Source organism: Pseudomonas sp. 05N432 (assembly GCF_056396945.1).
In genome coordinates, this window is record NZ_JBFTMM010000017.1 from 17,849 (window position 1) to 36,098 (window position 18,250).

The 18,250-nt window shown below is 59.7% G+C and carries 15 protein-coding genes; 10 read left to right on the forward strand and 5 right to left on the reverse strand.

What is annotated here, in order from left to right:
• Positions 1 to 42 precede the first annotated feature (42 nt).
• Positions 43 to 432: a GFA family protein gene (locus tag AC1DHT_RS19175; protein WP_427533842.1), complete on the reverse strand. Its 390-nt coding sequence runs from the start codon at positions 430 to 432 to the stop codon at positions 43 to 45.
• A 24-nt stretch (positions 433 to 456) separates the two neighbouring features.
• On the reverse strand, positions 457 to 1,377 hold the full coding sequence (locus AC1DHT_RS19180) for an ADP-ribosylglycohydrolase family protein (protein ID WP_427539669.1): 921 nt from the start codon (positions 1,375 to 1,377) through the stop codon (positions 457 to 459).
• Between the two features lie 149 nt (positions 1,378 to 1,526).
• On the opposite strand from AC1DHT_RS19180, the gene AC1DHT_RS19185 reads away from it, so the two are divergent.
• Together AC1DHT_RS19185 and AC1DHT_RS19190 are read left to right on the forward strand one after the other, a co-directional pair.
• Positions 1,527 to 1,985 carry an SRPBCC family protein gene (locus AC1DHT_RS19185; RefSeq protein ID WP_427539672.1) on the forward strand — a complete coding sequence of 153 codons (459 nt, stop codon included), beginning with the start codon at positions 1,527 to 1,529 and terminating at the stop codon, positions 1,983 to 1,985.
• Positions 1,972 to 2,334 (forward strand): ArsR/SmtB family transcription factor, encoded by a 363-nt coding sequence (locus AC1DHT_RS19190; RefSeq protein ID WP_427539675.1) that lies wholly within the window; start codon positions 1,972 to 1,974, stop codon positions 2,332 to 2,334. The genes AC1DHT_RS19185 and AC1DHT_RS19190 overlap by 14 nt, the downstream gene beginning before the upstream one ends.
• Positions 2,335 to 2,853: 519 nt before the next feature.
• Here the strand turns inward: AC1DHT_RS19190 and inhA are convergent.
• A complete protein-coding gene (gene inhA, locus AC1DHT_RS19195) occupies positions 2,854 to 3,534 on the reverse strand; it encodes an isonitrile hydratase (RefSeq protein WP_427539678.1) in 681 nt (226 codons plus the stop codon).
• A gap of 109 nt (positions 3,535 to 3,643) precedes the next feature.
• On the opposite strand from inhA, the gene AC1DHT_RS19200 reads away from it, so the two are divergent.
• On the forward strand, positions 3,644 to 4,630 hold the full coding sequence (locus AC1DHT_RS19200; RefSeq protein ID WP_427539681.1) for a GlxA family transcriptional regulator: 987 nt from the start codon (positions 3,644 to 3,646) through the stop codon (positions 4,628 to 4,630).
• A 1-nt stretch (position 4,631) separates the two neighbouring features.
• Here the strand turns inward: AC1DHT_RS19200 and AC1DHT_RS19205 are convergent, their stop codons facing one another.
• Positions 4,632 to 5,039 (reverse strand): hypothetical protein, encoded by a 408-nt coding sequence (locus AC1DHT_RS19205; RefSeq protein WP_427539684.1) that lies wholly within the window; start codon positions 5,037 to 5,039, stop codon positions 4,632 to 4,634.
• Positions 5,040 to 5,670: 631 nt separating this feature from the next.
• On the opposite strand from AC1DHT_RS19205, the gene AC1DHT_RS19210 reads away from it, so the two are divergent.
• A complete protein-coding gene (locus AC1DHT_RS19210) occupies positions 5,671 to 6,042 on the forward strand; it encodes a DUF6124 family protein (RefSeq protein WP_216743271.1) in 372 nt (123 codons plus the stop codon).
• A 176-nt stretch (positions 6,043 to 6,218) separates the two neighbouring features.
• Here AC1DHT_RS19210 and AC1DHT_RS19215 read toward each other — a convergent pair whose 3' ends face one another.
• On the reverse strand, positions 6,219 to 8,045 hold the full coding sequence (locus AC1DHT_RS19215) for a glycoside hydrolase family 15 protein (RefSeq protein WP_442114782.1): 1,827 nt from the start codon (positions 8,043 to 8,045) through the stop codon (positions 6,219 to 6,221).
• Between the two features lie 224 nt (positions 8,046 to 8,269).
• Between AC1DHT_RS19215 and AC1DHT_RS19220 the strand changes: the two genes are divergently transcribed.
• The 6 genes from AC1DHT_RS19220 to AC1DHT_RS19245 all read left to right on the forward strand — a co-directional run bounded on the left by AC1DHT_RS19220 (position 8,270) and on the right by AC1DHT_RS19245 (position 18,241).
• The gene (locus AC1DHT_RS19220) at positions 8,270 to 9,442 is read left to right on the forward strand and encodes an MFS transporter (RefSeq protein WP_427539690.1); all 1,173 of its coding nucleotides are present in this window, start codon (positions 8,270 to 8,272) and stop codon (positions 9,440 to 9,442) included.
• 115 nt (positions 9,443 to 9,557) lie between these two features.
• Entirely contained in the window at positions 9,558 to 10,292 is a 735-nt protein-coding gene (locus AC1DHT_RS19225) for a thioesterase II family protein (RefSeq protein ID WP_427539693.1), read from the forward strand.
• A 503-nt stretch (positions 10,293 to 10,795) separates the two neighbouring features.
• A complete protein-coding gene (gene mgtA, locus AC1DHT_RS19230; RefSeq protein WP_427539696.1) occupies positions 10,796 to 13,561 on the forward strand; it encodes a magnesium-translocating P-type ATPase in 2,766 nt (921 codons plus the stop codon).
• A gap of 193 nt (positions 13,562 to 13,754) precedes the next feature.
• On the forward strand, positions 13,755 to 14,189 hold the full coding sequence (locus tag AC1DHT_RS19235; RefSeq protein ID WP_427539699.1) for an ANTAR domain-containing protein: 435 nt from the start codon (positions 13,755 to 13,757) through the stop codon (positions 14,187 to 14,189).
• A gap of 149 nt (positions 14,190 to 14,338) precedes the next feature.
• On the forward strand, positions 14,339 to 14,986 hold the full coding sequence (locus tag AC1DHT_RS19240; protein ID WP_427539907.1) for a response regulator: 648 nt from the start codon (positions 14,339 to 14,341) through the stop codon (positions 14,984 to 14,986).
• A gap of 6 nt (positions 14,987 to 14,992) precedes the next feature.
• Positions 14,993 to 18,241 (forward strand): transporter substrate-binding domain-containing protein, encoded by a 3,249-nt coding sequence (locus AC1DHT_RS19245; RefSeq protein WP_427539910.1) that lies wholly within the window; start codon positions 14,993 to 14,995, stop codon positions 18,239 to 18,241.
• The last annotated feature ends 9 nt before the right edge of the window (positions 18,242 to 18,250 follow it).

Genomic DNA, 18,250 nt, shown 5'->3' on the forward strand with positions numbered 1-18,250 from the left:
ATTGAAGTGCAGTCGCCGCACTTGTGCAACCCGTGGCGGTGGTTATTCGGCAGACTCGGTCATTCCTTCATAAGCCAGCCATGGCACATCGTGAGAGGTCCAGATGTGCGCCTGCGGCGACATTTGCGGATCATCATCGAGCGTCGCCACCCGCACGATCACATGCGGCTGAGCCAAACGCTCGGCCACCAGGTGCGAGCCGCACTGCGAGCAGAAGTGCCGCAGCTTGCCGGGTGATGACTCGAAAGATGACAACTTATCCAAACCTTTGACCCAACGAAAATGCTCACGCATGACCCCGGCCGTAGATGCGAACGCCGCCGCATGCGCTTTGCGACAGGTGTGGCAATGACAGTGGCTGATCGGCATGTCGAGGCTGTCGAGTTCATAGGCGATGGCCTTGCATAGGCAACTGCCGTGGAGAGTGGGCATTGGGCACTCCTTGTGTCCGTGTATTCAGTCATTAAGTCGGGTGAGTGATGCTTGCAGCAATGCGTCAGCTATCGCCCCGATTTCATCAAACATATGCAGCTTCGCAAGCCAGTTCCCGGGGATTGCTTGAACGCCGTAAAAAGCTCCGGCCAACTGCCCGACAATAGCGGCGGTAGTGTCAGCATCATCACCCAGGTTGGCGGCTTGCAGAACGGCGTCTTCAAAGCTGTCGGTGTGATGGAAGCACCACAGCGCCGCCTCCAACGAGGCAACGCAGTAACCTGTACCCACGATCTCGGATTTTGGTTTGGCGAGATAGTCGCCACCGGCAATCGCGGCGACTTTGGGTTCTGAAAAGTGTCTGTGGCCCAGGTGTCGCAAGTCCGATTTCGACGCGCCCTGCAATGCTCTGCAAATCAATTCGGCGAACAGCTGACAGCATTCGATGGCTTCCGGGGCGGCGTGGGTGGTTCTGGAACTGCTAGCGGAATACACGTTGATCTGATCGATGTCAGGGAAATAGAAAAGCACCATCGGCGCTAATCGCATCAGCGAACCGTTACCTGCACTGAACGGATCGGTCGATCCGGCGAATGGATTGCCGGTTTCCTGATAATGAGTCAGGGCTTCGCGCACGGTCATGCCGATATCAAAGCAGTCGCCAGTCGAGCTCAGGTAACCCCATTGCCACCAATTGAGATAACGCCCCATCTGGTCGAAGGCGTCAAAACCATTTTTTGTGAGCAGGCTTTCGGCCAGGCACAGCGCCATCGACGTGTCATCGGTCCACTGGCCCGGTTTCAGATTGAACGGGCCGCCACCTACCATATCGGTGAGCGCCGGGAACGACCCGCGCGGTTTGAACTCTACGCTTGTACCGACGGCGTCGCCGCAAGCCAGCCCCAGCAGGCAGCCGCGATAACGCTCCGAAAGGGTAAGCAACATGAAGCATCCTTGTTCTGGGCCAGTTCACTGGCGACGTTAGCATTTCCAGGCGCCATGACAGAAAGGTAAAGCCTGTCCGAATGTTTTATGCAACCAGAAAGTTGCGCATTCAGCTATCCGGGCCTAGTGTTCATCAAAGGAGGTGACCTATGCACTCATCAGATCGCATCGAAAGAAAGATCCTGCTCAAGGCTCCACGCTCCACCGTCTGGCGCGCCCTGGCCAATGCCGAGTCCTTCGGCAAGTGGTTTGGTGTCGCGCTCGAGGGCAAACGCTTTGTTGCCGGTGAGCGAACCCGGGGGCAAATCACTTATCCGGGCTATGAACATCTGGTCTGGGACGTGCAGGTGGTGCGGGTCGAGCCCGAGCGGGTATTTGCGTTTCGCTGGCATCCGTATGCAGTGGATCCGGACATGGACTATTCGTCGGAGCCCACCACCCTGGTGCTGTTCGAGCTCGAAGACATGGAGGGCGGTACGTTGCTGAGGGTTGTCGAGTCCGGTTTCGATAACATTCCGGCAGAACGCCGTTTGAAAGCTTTCCGCATGAACAGTCGCGGCTGGGAAGATCAAATGACCAACATCGAGACGTACCTTGCCACCCCCTGACGCCTTAACGCTGGATACACCGTCAACCACCACTGCGCTGGGCCGCTCGGCGCTGACTTTCGCCGCACTTGGCGACGAAACCCGGCTGCGGCTGATCGACGTGTTGTGTGGTGGCGGGGCAATGTCGATCGCGCAGTTGACCGCCGGCACCGACATCAGTCGCCAGGCTGTGACCAAACACCTGCGAGTGCTGGCTGACGCCGGCCTGGTGCGTGACACCAAGCGGGGGCGTGAGCGCCGCTGGGTCTTCGAGCCGACGCAACTGGACGAGGCCCGCCGCTCGCTGGAAGTGATCAGCCAGCAGTGGGACCACGCGTTGGTGAGTCTGAAATCCTTTGTCGAACAATGAATTGCGAGCCGAAACTCGCACCTCAAGTGCTTGAGACCTGAGGTCTCTAAGGGGTTTCGGAAGTGCTGTAATGGCGAATGTCTTACACGAAGTAGCAGCTATGTCTCCTGTTTCAGATTGGATCCGAAGCGTAATCTACACCCATCAACTGAAGCGCAGGACGCGCTCAGGGTCATGGATGATCGACCATTTGCAAGGATCGCAGCGACAGGATGTCGTCATGGTCTTGAAAACCCGCTTCGGCGGGTTTTTTTTTGCCTGCAGGAAATGGCCCATTGGGGCTGGACCTGACGTATAGCCAATGGCTTACGCGCGGCCGATGGTATGTCGTCTTTTGCGCCTGTGGATTCAGGCCTAATCTGACTCCATCAACTGCAGCGCAGGACGCGCTCAGGGTCATGGATGACCGACCATTTGCAAGGAATGCAGCGACAGGATGTCGTTATGGTCTTGGAAAACCCGCTTCGGCGGGTTTTTTTATGGGCGTTGTAAAGGTCTGTTTCGGACCTGACCAAGCGCTTAACCGAGACGTGCTGCTGCGCGTTCGGTGATCAGTGTGCGTTGATTGAGCGAGGCGGCAGCTCGCCGACGAGCTTCCTCCAGCACGGCTTTCGGCGCGGTTTGCGGGTCGCCCGAGTTGAAGGGTGGTGCGGGCGCGTATTCGAGTTGCAGTTGCACCAATTGCGCAGTGTCTTTGTCGTACAACTCAGCGGCCAGGGTCAGGGCAAAATCGATCCCCGCCGTGATCCCGCCACCGGTCAGCAGATTGCCGTCGCGTACCACCCGGTCCCGAACCGGAATGGCGCCCAACAGGCTCAACAATTCATGATAGGCCCAGTGGGTCGTCGCACGTTTTCCCTTGAGCAATCCCGCCGCGCCGAGTACCAATGCGCCGGTGCACACCGAGGTTACATAGCGTGCCTTGGCGGCGTGTTTGCGAATGAACGCCAGGGTCTGCGGATCTTCCATCAATGGCCCGACGCCGCTGCCTCCTGGGATGCAAATCACATCCAGGTCGGGGCAGTCATCGAACGTGGTGGTCGGCTTCAGGACCAGACCGGTGCTTGCCGTCACGGGGACCAGGTCCTTCCAGATCAAATGCACCTTCACATCCGGCAACGAAGCCAGCACATCGTAAGGTCCGGTCAGGTCCAGTTGCTGCACCTGTGGAAACAACAGAAAACCGATCTGCAACGTCATGACGCTATCTCCTTGGTCTGCATGTTCACACCCTTATTGGGTGGACGGTTTAACTGTAGGCTCGTAGGATTTGGCGTATACGCCAATAAACCCTCGAATTACGCCAATCATGCCGAACTCACCGAAAACCATTCATGTGCTGGCCTTCGCCAATGTGCAACTGCTGGATGTCACCGGGCCATTGCAGGTGTTTGCCTCGGCCAATGACATGGCCGCGCAGCGAGGATTGCCACCGCCCTATGCGCCGACGGTGATTGTCAATGGCGGTGGGGCGGTGATGTCCTCGGCCGGCTTGGCGCTGTTGGCCGAACCGTTGCCGAGCGAACCTTCCGACACGCTGATCATCGCGGGCGGCTGGGGTGTTTACGCGGCGGCCGAAGACACTGTGCTGGTGGACTGGGTGCGTCAACAGGCGGCGCTTTCCCGGCGTGTGGCGTCGGTGTGTACGGGCGCCTTTCTGCTGGCCGCCAGCGGCTGGCTCGATGGTCGTCGCGTGGTTACCCACTGGACCCGCTGTGATCAGCTGGCGCAAAAGCACCCGAAACTGCGGGTCGAGCCCAACCCGATCTTTATCAACGACGGCCCGGTCTGGACCTCGGCCGGGGTTACGGCCGGCATCGACCTGGCGTTGGCGCTGGTGGAAGCAGATCTGGGGCGTGGGATTGCCCTGGAAGTCGCCCGGCAACTGGTGGTGTTCCTCAAGCGCCCGGGTGGCCAGTCGCAGTTCAGCGTGACCCTCGACCTGCAACAGCACGGCAATCGCTTTGATGAACTGCACGCCTGGATCGCCGAAAACCTCTCCCTGGACCTCGGCATCCCGGCGCTGGCGCTGCAAGCGGGTATGAGCGAACGCAGCTTCGTCCGGCACTATCGCGCCGACACCGGCCAGACCCCGGCGCGGGCCATCGAACTGATCCGCGTCGAAACCGCACGGCGATTGCTGAGTGACACCGGAGTGCCGATCAAACGGATCGCCGTGCAATGCGGGTTCGGCAGCGAAGAAACCCTGCGCCGCAGTTTCCTGCGGGCCATGGGCGTGACTCCGCAGGCGTATCGCGAGCGGTTTTCGCGGGAGAGTGTGGTTGAGGAGGTTTGAGTCAGCTGACTCCCTGCTCCCGGGTTTCCATTTCCGACGGCTGGTTAAAGTATTTCGAGCGATCGGGGGTGAAGGTCACGAGCATTTTGGTGCGGGAGCAGGTTATCGATCGTTCCTGAGTCAGGTCGATGTCCAGGTCTTCACCGCGCAGGCCTTGCCATTGGGCGAGGTATTTGAGGGAGCCGAACTTGTCGCGCTTCTTCAGGCTGCGGCTGACGCCACCTTTCCAGCCGAGTACCGGGAGTTCGCCGGCCAGGCAGCGTTTTGCAAGATCGGGGAATTTGGCGGCACGTTCGCGGCCGATTTCCCAGCATTTGATCAGGCCTTTGTCTTCGGCTTCCCACAGTTGATCCCGATTCAGGCCCGATCGGGGAGGTGCTTGGATGCTGCAGTGGATGCGATGGCTCATTCTGGTTCCTTGAATGCGGGTTTTTGTTGAACAGCTCCGCTGTACCCGTTGAGGGGGCGATGTTATGAGGCGGATGGCTGGCTTGCAACCGCATATTTCAGAGTGCGGAATGACTCCCGCCAATGGGCGTGAACGCACTGTTGTTTAACCGTTGTAAGCCTTGACACCGTCCGTAGCAGCTGGCGAAGCCTGCGTTCGGCTGCGCAGCGGCCGTAAAATCAGACACCCCGTTTTTTCAAGCTAACCGTGGAGGCAGGATTTACGACTGCTGCGCAGCCGAACGCAGGCTTCGCCAGCTGCTACGGATCGAGTAATGGCTTGAAGGTCTGGCTCCTACAAGAAGCGTTGCAGTGGGGAATTGTCCGACGTGGTTTTAAGGTTGCGGTTGGGAAGGGGGCGGGACTAGTGTTTGCGGGTCGCTGCAAAATCAGTGACCGGGTTTGGTCGCCCGGGTTTAGAATGGCGCACAGAACCGCGTGAGCGGTTTTTTTGCTTATTGGCAAACTGTGCGTGGGAGGGCTTAGGCCCTGCCGGGTTTCCATTCCCTGGTCGACCAACCTGCGTACAGTTCGCCACCCTTTTGCTTGGTCGCAGAAATGGCGAACTCCAATTTCTGAATGGAGTTTCAACCATGGTCAAGATCACCCCCAATCCCCCCGAAAATCCCAGCGTTTCCCCGTACGATTCCCTCGATTCCAGCAAGCTGCATGAAGCCGCCGAGCGTGCGCTGGATTACCACTTACCGCCATTCACCCAGCCACCGAAACTCGATACCCGGCCGGGCAAAATGTTTGTGGTCATTCCCGATGTCGACAACGAAACCTTGCTGGCCCACGCCAGCGAAACCCTGGCGTCGGTGAATGTGTTGGCCAGCGATCTGGCCTTCGAACTGGAAGGTTCGCGGCGTCATGTGGCGCTGGCGATTCAGCAGATGATTGTACTGAGCGAGTTGCTGGTGAACCGGGCGCTGGATAATTTCGATCCGTACGACTCCGACGCGTAGAGCACAACCTTGCTCCCGCTGGAGCGCGAAGCGGTCCCAACACCATTCGATGCGGTTTTGCTGGAGGACCGAGTGACAGGGGTTACGACTGCTGCGCAGCCGAGCGGGAGCAAGCCCCCTCGCCACAAGGGACTGTCTGCTGTCAGACAGTCCCCGTCAGGTCTCTCACCAGCACCTCACGGCTGCCAGTAACTCTTCTCCCCACTCAACTTCCGTTCGAGAAAACTCGCCGCGCTGATCAGCGCCAGATGGGTCAGTGCTTGTGGCGTGTTGCCCAGGTGTCTGGCGTGGCTGTCAAACTCTTCGGCGTAGAGTCCGAGCGGGTTGGCGTAGCGCAGCAGTTGTTCGAACTCCAGGTGCGCTTTTTCGATCATACCGGCGCGGGCCAGGCACTCGACGTACCAGAACGAGCAGGCGGCGAAGGCGCCCTCGGTGCCGGGCAGGCCATCGATCTGGCTGTCGTCGTTGTGGTAGCGGTACACCATGCCGTCGCGCACCAGGGTTTTCTGGATCGCTTGCAGGGTTGATAGCCAGCGCGGGTCCTTGGCGCTGACGAAGCGCACCAGCGGCATCAGCAACATCGAACCGTCGAGCGCGGTGCCGCCGATGTGCTGGACGAAATGCCCGTGTTCAGCGTTCCAGAAGTTGCTCCAGATGTCGGCGTAGATCGCTTGGCGGGTCTGATCCCAGCGGGCGAACGGGGCGGGCAGCGAACGTTTCGACGCGAGTCGGATGGCCCGATCCAGCGCCACCCAGCACATCAGCCGTGAATGCAGGAAGTGATGCTGCTCGCCACGCATTTCCCAGATGCCGACATCCTCTTGCTGCCAGCTATCGCAAACCTGATCGACCACCTTGATGGCATGTTGCCAACTCTCATGGGAAATGGCCTCACCGTACTTGTTGACCAGGTACACCGCGTCCATCAACTCGCCGAAAATATCCAGCTGAGCCTGCTCGTAGGCCTGATTGCCGATACGTACCGGCTTGGCGTTGCCGTGACCGGACAAGTGCGCGAGTTCGATTTCCGGCAGTTGCTGACGACCGTCGATGGCATACAGCACGTTGAGCTTCATCGCATTGCCCTGGCAGTCGCTCATCCGGCCGTGCAACCAGCGCATGTAGGCGTTGGCTTCATCGACAAAGCCCAGGCGCATGAAGGCATAGACGGTGAAGGAGGCATCGCGGATCCAGGTGTAGCGATAGTCCCAGTTACGGGCGCCGCCGGGTATTTCCGGCAGGCCGAAGGTTGCGGCGGCGAGGATCGAGCCGTGTTTGCGCGAGGTCAGCAGCTTCAGCGCCAGTGCCGAGCGGTTGACCATTTCGCGCCAGCGTCCGCGGTAATTGGATTGCCCGATCCAGTCGCGCCAGAACTTCAGCGTGCGTTGCAGGCACAGGTCGCTGTTTTCATCCTTGAAGCGTGGGTCGTCGAGGGCACCGAGGAGGAGTTCGGCGCTCTGGCCCTGTTTGAGGCTGAACGTGGCGACGGCAGCGTTTTGTACAACCTGCATCGGTTGATTGGCGCGCAGGCGTAGACCTGGCTGCTGGGTGGCTTCGAAGCAGACGTCTGCGCCGTCGGTCCGCGCCGTGGTCTGCGCTCGGGCGTAGTCATGGCGCACCGCGCAATGCAGGTGGAGCGTGGCGTGGCCACTGACCAGCCGCACACGACGGATCAACAGGGGCAGGGCGTCGTCGTTGTCGCCAACAGGCAGCAGGTCGGTGATTTCCACCACGGCCTGCTCACTCAACCAACGGGTTTGCAGCACGTTGGTGTCGGGCAGGTAGATTTGCTCGCGCCGGGCATCCGGCAGGTCGGGTGCCAGTTGGAAAATCCCCGCGTCCGGGGTGTCCAGTAATGAGCAGAAGATCGACGGACTGTCGAATTCCGGCCAGCAGAAAAAGTCCACGCTGCCCATGTCGTTGACCAGTGCGGCACTGCGCATGTCACCGATGATGCCGTGGGCGTCGATAGCGCTTTGTCGCTCGTTGTAATGATCAACCATTGCTGCGTCACTCCAGATAGAGACACATGCACTGTCGATGAACAGTGTGCTGCCGATGAGATGGGCCTATCAACCCGCGATGAAGGAGGGCCTTATCAGGTGACTGGCGCACGGTGGCTGGAGTTCATGGTGCGGCGGGTTTATTTGTGGTTTCGGGTTGCCAGGTTTTTTACTACAGGGACGCTTTATGGCAAGTTGCACGCCTCAGCAGAGGATGGAACCGGATGGCAAATCCCTATCAAGCGCTATTCAACGCCCCCGGCAGCCGCGCCTTCGTGCTGGCAGGGATGGTTGCGCGCATGCCGATCTCGATGACCGGTATCGGGCTGATCACCATGCTCTCGCAGTTGCAGGGCGGTTACGCGTTGGCCGGGTCAGTGGCGGCGACCTTTGCCTTGGCCACGGCGTTTTGCGCGCCGCAGGTGTCGCGCATGGTCGACCGTTTTGGTCAGGGCCGGGTGCTGCCGGTGTCAGCCTTGGTCGGTGGTGGCGGGTTGTTGCTGCTGTTGCTCTGTACACGATTGCAAGCGCCGAACTGGACGCTGTTTGTGTTCGCCGCGCTGGCCGGTTGCATGCCGAACATGTCGGCGATGGTCCGGGCGCGCTGGACGGAGCTGTATCGTGGTAAACCGCAGTTGCAAACCGCCTATGCGCTGGAGTCGGTGCTGGATGAGGTGTGTTTTATCGTCGGGCCGCCACTTTCGGTGGGGCTGTGCGTGGTGGTGTTTCCCGAGGCCGGGCCGTTGGTGGCGTTGCTGATGTTGGCGATTGGGGTGAGCGCGTTTGTGTTGCAACGCAGCACTGAGCCGCCGGTGCATCCGCATGACGCCGATCAACCGGGCTCGGTCGTTGGTTCGGCGGATGTACGCCTGTTGATGCTGTTGATGGGGGCCATGGGCACCATCGTCGGGGTGGTGGACGTGGTCAGCGTGGCCTTCGCCCAGCAGCAAGGCCAGCCGGCAGCCGCAAGCATCGTGCTGTCGGTGTATGCCATTGGCTCGTGCCTGGCCGGGTTGGCGTTCGGCGCGTTGAAACCCAATGCACCGTTGCCGCGTTTGTTTTTGTACGGCGGAGTGGCGACGGCACTGACCACGCTGCCGTTGTTATTGGCGGGGAACATTCTCGGGTTGTCGCTGGCAGTGTTTGTTGCCGGGCTGTTTTTCGCACCGACGCTGATTGTCGCCATGGGCTTGGTGGAGCGCATCGTGCCGCCGGCCAAACTCACGGAAGGCCTGACCTGGCTGATCACCGGTCTGAGCATCGGCGTGGCGATCGGCGCAGCCGGTTCCGGCTGGCTGGTGGATGCCTTCGGCGCGCGCAGCGGGTTCTGGTTGTCGATTACCGCGGGGGCGGTGGTGCTGGGCTCGGCCATCCAGAGTTATCGCCGGCTCAGGTGAGCGTTAGCGCCCGCTGACTCAGGTCCACAACCTGGCGCTCCCACAGGTACGGCGACTAATTTGTGTTGGGCGTCATCCGTTCCCCTTGCAGATAACTTGAGTGAGGGGAGATGCGGTGACCCAATTGACACTGCTGTGCCTGCCCTATTCGGGCGCCAGCGCCATGGTCTACAGCCGCTGGCGGCGCAAGCTGCCGGAATGGCTGCAGGTCAAGCCGGTGGAGCTGCCGGGGCGGGGTGCGCGTTTTGACGAGCCCTTGCAGACCGACATGCGCGAACTGGCGATGCAACTGGCCCGGGAACAACGTTCGTCCTTGAATACGCCTTATGCCTTGTTCGGCCATAGCCTCGGGGCGTTGCTGGCGTGTGAAATGGCCCACGCTTTTCGGGCACTGGGCGCGCCGGAACCGGTGGCGCTGTTCGCGTCCGGAACGGCTGCACCGACAATGCGTTCGGACTATGACCGGGGCTTTTCCGAACCCAGGACCGACGCCCAACTGATCGAGCAATTGCGCGCCCTCGGCGGCACCAGCGAAGAAGTGCTGGGCAACGCAGAGCTGATGAGCCTGACGCTGCCGATCCTGCGCGCGGACTTTTTGCTGTGCGGGCGTTTTCAGCCCCAGGAACGACCGCCGCTCAAGTGCCCGGTGCACGTGTTCGGTGGCAAGGCCGACCGGGCCAGTACCGAGCAATTGATCGGCTGGAGCCAGGAAACCCAGGGCAGTTTCTCGGTGGACATGCTGGCCGGCGGGCACTTTTTCATTCGTGAACATGAAGCCAAGGTGCTGCGGGTAATCAAGGGCCACCTGGAGATTCATCATCGGCGCCATGCCATGGTCGCCGTCGGGTAATCATTGCTTCTATATAAAAGATCGCAGCCAGCGTTTTGTTATTTCATGCCCTGAAAACACTCAACCTGAACCCTTCCTGAAGAACTTCCGATTTCATCCGGCGAAAATTGTTTCAAGGTTTACGCGCTTAAAAGTGCGGCGTAAGCTGCGCGCGTTTTCATCAATAGCGGAGACCCACGTGGGTACTTGTTCGAGTGACAGTAGTCGGCCGGTTACGGTAACCGGCATATTCTCGGCAAGATAACGCGCAGTTTCCTGTGCTGTTGTCTCGCCGCAAAGCGAGCAGCGGCATCCTGATCGTGGCCAGTCCTGGCCCGAGTCCTGACGTCCTCTCAACGACACTGAACCGTGTGTGATGCCGACCTTTGCGTCGTCATTGCAACCTATCGACGCGCCTGTCTTTTTGACGGGCGGGCCGGATCCGCTTTGCCCGTTTGATGGCAAGGCGTGAGGTCGGCCGTACCTGTTCGTGGGTTTCCCGGCTGATCCTTGGGGGAACCGCCATGAAACTCACTCTGTTGAAAGAGTTCTTCGCAGGCTTTCTGCGGACCCGACACTTCGCCCGGCACTTCCGCCGACTGGCGTTGCTGGAAAGCTTCACCGACACGCCGGTCAACCGTGAAGTGCCACCCACCCTGGCGCAAACCCTGGTGGTCGCCGCCAACAGCGACACCGGCAGCCTGCTGGAAAAACTCGGCAGCCACAGCGACGGCCTGAGCGACAGCGAGGCCGAGGCGCTGCGTGAGCAGTTCGGCCTCAACGAAGTCGAGCACGAGCAGCCACTGCCATGGTGGACGCACCTGTGGCACTGCTACAAAAACCCGTTCAACCTGCTGTTGACCTTGCTGGCCGTGATCTCCTGGCTGACCGACGACCTGAAGGCCGCCACGGTGATTTTCTCGATGGTGGTGCTCTCGACCCTGTTGCGCTTCTGGCAAGAGGCCAAGTCGAACAAGGCCGCCGATGCGCTCAAGGCGATGGTGAGCAACACCGCGACCGTGATGCGCCGTGACTTCAGCGCTGAACCTGCGACGGTGTTTGGCAAACTCTATGGTGCGGCAGCCCGGGTCAAAGGGGCGCAGCGCATTGAACTGGCGATCAAGCAACTGGTGCCGGGCGACCTGATCGTACTCTCGGCCGGCGACATGATTCCTGCCGATTGCCGGGTGCTCAGCGCCAAGGACCTGTTCGTCAGCCAGGCGGCGATGACCGGTGAATCGATGCCGGTGGAAAAATTCCCGCGCCAGCAGGACAACGACACCAGCAACCCGCTGGACCTCGACAATATTCTGTTCATGGGCACCAACGTGGTGTCGGGTGCGGCCACCGCGGTAATTCTGACCACCGGCAACAACACCTATTTTGGTGCGCTGGCCCAGCGTGTCGGCGCCACGGATCGCGTGCCGACCTCATTCCAGACCGGCGTCAACAAAGTCAGTTGGCTGCTGATCCGTTTCATGTTCGTGATGGCGCCGCTGGTGCTGTTCATCAACGGTTTCACCAAGGGTGACTGGATGCAGGCGCTGTTGTTCGCGCTGTCCATCGCCGTCGGCCTGACTCCGGAAATGCTGCCGATGATTGTCACCTCGACCCTGGCCAAGGGCGCGGTGTTCCTGTCGCGCAAAAAAGTCATCGTCAAACGCCTTGATGCGATCCAGAACTTCGGCGCAATGGATGTGCTCTGTACCGACAAGACCGGCACCCTGACCCAGGACAAGATCTTCCTGGCGCGGCATGTCGACGTCTGGGGCGAAGAGTCCGAAGACGTGCTGGAAATGGCCTACCTGAACAGCTACTACCAGACCGGGCTGAAAAACCTGCTGGACGTGGCGGTGCTCGAGCACGTTGAAATACAGCGTGAACTGAACGTCGGCAGCGCCTTTCGCAAGGTCGATGAAATCCCGTTCGACTTCAATCGCCGGCGCATGTCGGTGGTGGTGGCCGAGCAGCACCAGCCCCATCTGCTGATCTGCAAAGGCGCGGTGGAAGAAGTGTTGGCGGTGTGCAAGCGTGTGCGTCACGGCGAGGCTGAGGAAGCGCTGACCGATGAGCTACTGGCACGGATTCGTCAGGTCACGGCCGAGCTCAACGAAGAAGGCTTGCGCGTTGTGGCGGTGGCCGCGCGGTCAATGCCGGCCGGTCGCGACACCTACAGCCTGGGCGATGAACAGGAACTGACGCTGATTGGTTACGTGGCGTTCCTCGATCCGCCGAAAGAAAGCACTGCGCCTGCGCTCAAAGCCCTGGCTGCCCACGGTGTCGCGGTCAAGGTGCTGACCGGTGACAACGAGCTGGTGACGGCGAAAATCTGCCGTGAAGTGGGCCTGGAGCAACAAGGCCTGTTGATGGGCAACGACATCGAACGCATGAGCGACGCCGAGTTGGCGCTGGCGGTAGAGACCACCAATGTCTTCGCCAAACTGACGCCGACGCATAAGGAACGCATCGTTCGCCTGCTCAAGGCCAATGGGCACGTGGTCGGCTTCATGGGCGACGGCATCAACGATGCGCCAGCACTGCGTACCGCCGACATTGGTATTTCGGTGGACAGCGCGGTGGATATCGCCAAGGAAGCGGCCGACATCATCCTGTTGGAAAAGAGCCTGATGGTGCTGGAGGAGGGCGTGCTGGAAGGCCGGCGGACCTTCGCCAACATGCTCAAGTACATCAAAATGACCGCCAGCTCGAACTTCGGCAACGTGTTCTCGGTGTTGGTGGCCAGTGCGTTTATCCCGTTCCTGCCGATGTTGCCGATGCACCTGCTGGTGCAGAACCTGCTGTATGACATTTCGCAGATCGCCATCCCGTTCGATAACGTCGATGACGAGATGCTGAGAAAACCACAACGCTGGCAGCCGGCTGATGTCGGGCGCTTCATGATCTTTTTCGGCCCGATCAGTTCGGTGTTCGACCTGCTGACATTTGCCTTGATGTGGTATGTGTTCGATGCCAACACCCCGGACCATCAAACCCTGTTCCAGTCGGGCTGGTTCGTGGTCGGGTTGCTGACCCAGACGCTGATCGTGCACATGATCCGCACGCCGAAGATTCCGTTCCTGCAAAGCCGTGCAGCCACGCCGTTGCTGGTGATGACGGGGATCATCATGACTGTAGGGATCTTCCTGCCGATGGGGCCGCTGGCGCATTACTTCAAGTTGCAGGCGTTGCCGTCGCTGTACTTTGTGTTCCTGCCGGTGATCCTGCTGGCGTACATGGCACTGACCCAGGCGGTGAAAGGCTTCTACAGCCGCCGGTTTGGCTGGCAATAAGCCGTTTTCGCGACGAACGCATCCCCTGTGGCGAGGGGCAGCCCCCCTCGCCACAACAAAAAAATTAAAAGTAGATGGAACTGTTTCTTTCAGAAAGGTCCTACAGAAACCCCGCGGCATTGCCCTTAGTCTCAGGCGCTCTTGATAAGGGTGGGCGTAAACAGCCGCACCGTCATTGTAGGGTCAATCAACCATGCCGAATAAAGCGTTACGTATCCTGATCGCCGATGAGCAGCATTTTCATCGCATGAAAATCGAGCGCAAGCTGAATCAGCTCGGTTACTACCGAATTGCCCCCGTGCACTCCCTTGTAGAGCTGCTCAGCGTTGTCGAATACGGCTGTGAGCCGTTTGATCTGGTGATCATCAATGCAACCTTGTGTGCCGGGACCGGCCTGGACCTGGTGGCGTTCTGCCAGGACAACCAGCAGATCTGTCATACCTTGATCTACGATGCCCAGAAAGCCGGCCTGCCCGCGTTGTTCGCCGTCCAGCAGCACAACGTGCGGATCAGCCAGGATCGCGTACCGGACCAGGAAACCCTCGAAGGGCTGATGAGTCGCGTCGATATACCGGCTCACGGTTCCCGGCGTGGGCACGCCCGGCAGCAGGGTGGTTTGCGCGCCTGAGGCACACGACCGTTGGTCTGAACTGTCAACTTTGACAGGTAGTTTCGCCCTGTTTCTCGTGCAACAGTCGTTGCGCGGCCGTTGTGTCAGCCTTGGCAAATGCCGTGGGCGGCACGCCGGGGTTTTTGGGCGTTTCTATAGGAGTTGCCATGCGTTCAGCGCTGATCGTGGACGATCACCCGGTTGTTGTGACCGCCATCGAAATGCTGCTAAAGGCACTTAAGGATTCCAGCGACAGGGTGATGTTCAAGATCATTCTGCAGTCATCCAATGGTGCCGAGGCCCTACAAATGATCCTGGCCCAGTCACCTGATCTGGTGGTGCTGGATCTGAATATCCCCAAGCTTGGCGGGTTGGAACTGCTGAGTCGTCTGCAGCGCGATCAGTCACCTTCTCGGGTTGTGGTCTTCACCTCCTGTGAGCCGAGGTATTATGTCGACCGCTGCATGAGAGCCGGGGCCTTGGGCTTTGTCTCGAAAACCAGTGACCTGCAAGAGCTGCGTAAAGCCGTTCAAGCGGTGATGTCCGGCTATATGTATTTCCCGCAACTGGACTCCAGCTCAGTAAGTCTGGATCCGCTGCAACTCAACGAATTGCAGATGATCGAGAAGCTTTCCGACCGTGAACTGACCATCTTTCGATATTTGGCGCTTGGCTTTAGCAACAAGGAAATCGCTAAAGCCATGAACCTCAGCCACAAAACCATCAGCACCTACAAAACCCGCTTGATCGCAAAGCTCAATGTGAAATCGCTGGTTCACTTGAGAGAATTCGCCAAACGCAATCAGCTGATCTGAATGTATATGCACCTGCACATGCGCCTGCGTACCTGGCTGGTTGTGTTGATGCTGTTCAGTTCAGTCTGGTCGGTGGACAGCTTCGCCGCAAAACCACAGCTGCTGAAGCTGCAAGGGCGTTCGGTCGTCGACGATTACCAGGTCGAACTGGAAGATGCCGACTGGCGCTGGCTGCGCGAGCAGGGCAGCTTGCGACTGGGCGCTTCAGCGCCGGATTACGCGCCGTTCGAGGTCACCATCAGCGACAAGTACCTGGAAGGCATCACCGCCGATTTTGCGGTTCTGCTCAGCCAGCTACTGCACATTCGGGTCGAGGTGAAACGCTACCGGACCCGAGGCGAGGTGATTGCCGCGTTGAAGCAGGGCAATGTCGATCTGTTGGGCACCGCCAACGACTTTGAAGCGACCGATCCGCAGCTTTTGATGTCGCGTACCTATGCCGAAGATGCCCCGGCCCTGGTCACCCGCTTGGGCGACAGCGCCCGGCTGACACCCGACCTTGAGGGGCAGCGGGTGGCGATGCTCGATCATTATTTGCGACCCGAAGCGGTCTACGCGGTTTATCCCAAGGCACACCTTCAACTGTATGACTCGACATTGAGTGCCATCGGCGCCGTGGCTTTCGGCGGTGCCGATATCTATTTGGGCGACTCCCTCAGTGCCGGTTACCTGATCAATAACAGTTACCTGAACAACGTACAGCTGGCGGGATTTGCCCGCCTGGACGTCAACGCATTCGGCTTTTCGGTGAGTGCCGACAACCTTCGATTGCGGCGGATTATCGATGCCGCGTTGGCGGTGATTCCTGTGCAGGAACGCATGACGGTTCTGCGCCGCTGGAGTGCCGGCAGTAGTTTCAGCGGTGCGCAACGCTTGCAGTTGAGTGCCCGCGAACAACGTTGGATGGATAGCCACCCATCGGTCAGAGTCGGGGTCATCGACAACTTTGCGCCCTTGTCTTTTTATGACGATAAGGGCGAGTTCAGAGGCCTCAGCGCCCAGGTCCTGGACCGGATCAGCCTGCATACCGGGCTGAAGTTCGAGCTCGTGCGCGGCCATTCGTTGTATCAGCAAATAGAGCAGGTCAAGCAAGGCGGGATCGACCTGCTGGCTGTGATTACCCCGAGTAACGAGCGTCAGGCGGAACTGCGTTTTACTCGACCGTATCTGATCAATCCCTTTGTCCTGGTCAGTGCAGGCGGTACCGGGGACCCTGGGACGCTGGACGACCTGGCCGGTAAGCGGTTGGCGATTTACAGCGGTCACGCGCTGCGCGAGTTCATCATTGCGCGCGTTCCCGGTGTGCGCTTCGTTGATGTGCAAACCCCCGCCCAAGGTATGGCGCTGGTCGCCAAGGGGCAAGCCGACGCGGCATTGAGCTCGTTGATCATTGCTCGCTACCTGATTGCTCGGGAGTACCGTCACGTTCTGAAGATCACCAGCACGGTGGGCACCGAACCGGCACACATCGGCTTCGCGACCAACCGTGGAGCCCTTGAACTCTACTCAATCCTCAATAAAGCCCTGTTAAGCATTCCCCCGGAAGAAATGGACGAATTGGCCAACCGCTGGCGCAATGAACTGCCGGTGGATGACAGCTACTGGTCGCGCCACCGCACTGCCATCCTTCAGGTTTTTTTGGCCGCGGGACTGTTGCTGCTGTTGGCGCTGGGCTGGATTGCCTACCAGCGCAACCTGATCCGCAAGCGCCAGCAATTGCTGCAACAGGTGCAGCAAGCCAGGGACGCGGCAGACGATGCCAATCGTGCCAAAACCACCTTCCTGGCAACCATGAGTCATGAGATTCGCACGCCAATGAACGCTGTGATCGGCATGCTCGAACTGGCGATGTTGCGCGCTGAAGAGGGCGTCACGGACCATCTTGCGATAGAGGTGGCGTGGAATGCGGCGCAGCAGATGCTGGAGCTGATCGGCGATATTCTGGACATCGCGCGGATCGAGTCTGGGCATTTGTCCCTGACCCCGGAACGCGTGAATCTGTTGGCGCTGGTCGGTTCCGTGAGCAAAGTGTTTGAAGGTCTGGCGCGGCAAAAGAACCTGCTTTGGCAGGTCGAACTGGATGCCCGCAGTGACCGCGATGTGTTGATCGACCCGATGCGTTTCAAGCAAATCGTCTCCAACCTGCTGAGTAACGCAATCAAGTTCACCCGCACCGGACAGATCAGCCTGACGCTACGAGTGGAGCCCGCTGCCGTTCACGGGAACCTGGCGATCAGCCTGCGTATCAAGGACAGCGGGATAGGCATCAGCGAGTTCGATCAGCAGCGATTGTTCAGTCCGTTTGTACAGGCCGGCAATAGCCCGCAGGATGGCCGCAGCGGCTCCGGGTTGGGCCTGCTCATCAGCCGTTCGCTGTGCGAGATGATGGGTGGCCGATTGCAATTGAGCAGCAAGCTGGGCGCGGGCACGCAAATCGACGTCAGCCTCGATGTACTGGCATTGCAGCCGCTGGCCGCGCCGCCGGTCGAGACTGCAGCGCTGGAGCGGGGGGACTCGTTGAACATTCTGGTGGTTGACGACTACCCGGCCAATCGCCTGTTGCTGCTACAACAACTGAGCCGTCTTGGGCACCGTGTGTGTGATGCCCAGGACGGTGAGCAGGGGCTCGAATGCTGGCGTGAAGATACGTTCGACGTAGTGATCACCGATTGCAACATGCCGAATCTCAGCGGCTACGAGTTGGCCATGGCGATTCGTGACGAGGAGCGGGCCAATGGGGATGTGCCTTGCCTGATCCTCGGTTTCACTGCCAATGCCCAGCCCGAAGAAAAGATCCGTTGCATGGAAGCCGGGATGGACGATTGCCTGTTCAAGCCCATCGGCCTGAAGGACCTGAGTGCCCGTCTGGCCGGCGTGACGCCGGACACCAACACGCGACAACCGCTCGAAACGCTGCCGGTCAGCGCTGCCGAAATCGACCTCGGCAGCCTGGAACAACTGGCCGGACCTGACCGCAGCCTGATCAATAAACTGGTGGCTGAGCTGGCCAGCAGTAACGCCGAGGACCTGGCGCGGTTGCAGGGCTTTTACCGCCAACGTGACCGCATGGGCTTGCGGGAGCTGGCCCATCGGATCAAGGGCGGCGCGCAAATGGTCAAGGCCCGGCGCCTGGTTCAGTGTTGTGAACAACTGGAAGCTGCCTGCAGCGGGCGCGACAACAACGTATTGAGCCAGGCGGTGCAGGCCTTGCAAGACGCCATGGAACGTTTGGCTCTGCACCTGGAGCAACGCTGAGCGGTCCTG

Excerpts from the sequence above, each read along its gene's own strand:
- AC1DHT_RS19175 (WP_427533842.1), bottom strand. The coding sequence starts at position 432 with ATGCCCACTCTCCACGGCAGTTGCCTATGCAAGGCCATCGCCTATGAA.
- AC1DHT_RS19180 (WP_427539669.1), bottom strand. The coding sequence starts at position 1,377 with ATGTTGCTTACCCTTTCGGAGCGTTATCGCGGCTGCCTGCTGGGGCTG.
- AC1DHT_RS19185 (WP_427539672.1), top strand. The coding sequence starts at position 1,527 with ATGCACTCATCAGATCGCATCGAAAGAAAGATCCTGCTCAAGGCTCCA.
- inhA (WP_427539678.1), bottom strand. The coding sequence starts at position 3,534 with ATGACGTTGCAGATCGGTTTTCTGTTGTTTCCACAGGTGCAGCAACTG.
- AC1DHT_RS19200 (WP_427539681.1), top strand. The coding sequence starts at position 3,644 with ATGCCGAACTCACCGAAAACCATTCATGTGCTGGCCTTCGCCAATGTG.
- AC1DHT_RS19205 (WP_427539684.1), bottom strand. The coding sequence starts at position 5,039 with ATGAGCCATCGCATCCACTGCAGCATCCAAGCACCTCCCCGATCGGGC.
- AC1DHT_RS19210 (WP_216743271.1), top strand. The coding sequence starts at position 5,671 with ATGGTCAAGATCACCCCCAATCCCCCCGAAAATCCCAGCGTTTCCCCG.
- AC1DHT_RS19215 (WP_442114782.1), bottom strand. The coding sequence starts at position 8,045 with ATGGTTGATCATTACAACGAGCGACAAAGCGCTATCGACGCCCACGGC.
- AC1DHT_RS19220 (WP_427539690.1), top strand. The coding sequence starts at position 8,270 with ATGGCAAATCCCTATCAAGCGCTATTCAACGCCCCCGGCAGCCGCGCC.
- mgtA (WP_427539696.1), top strand. The coding sequence starts at position 10,796 with ATGAAACTCACTCTGTTGAAAGAGTTCTTCGCAGGCTTTCTGCGGACC.
- AC1DHT_RS19235 (WP_427539699.1), top strand. The coding sequence starts at position 13,755 with ATGCCGAATAAAGCGTTACGTATCCTGATCGCCGATGAGCAGCATTTT.
- AC1DHT_RS19240 (WP_427539907.1), top strand. The coding sequence starts at position 14,339 with ATGCGTTCAGCGCTGATCGTGGACGATCACCCGGTTGTTGTGACCGCC.
- AC1DHT_RS19245 (WP_427539910.1), top strand. The coding sequence starts at position 14,993 with ATGCACCTGCACATGCGCCTGCGTACCTGGCTGGTTGTGTTGATGCTG.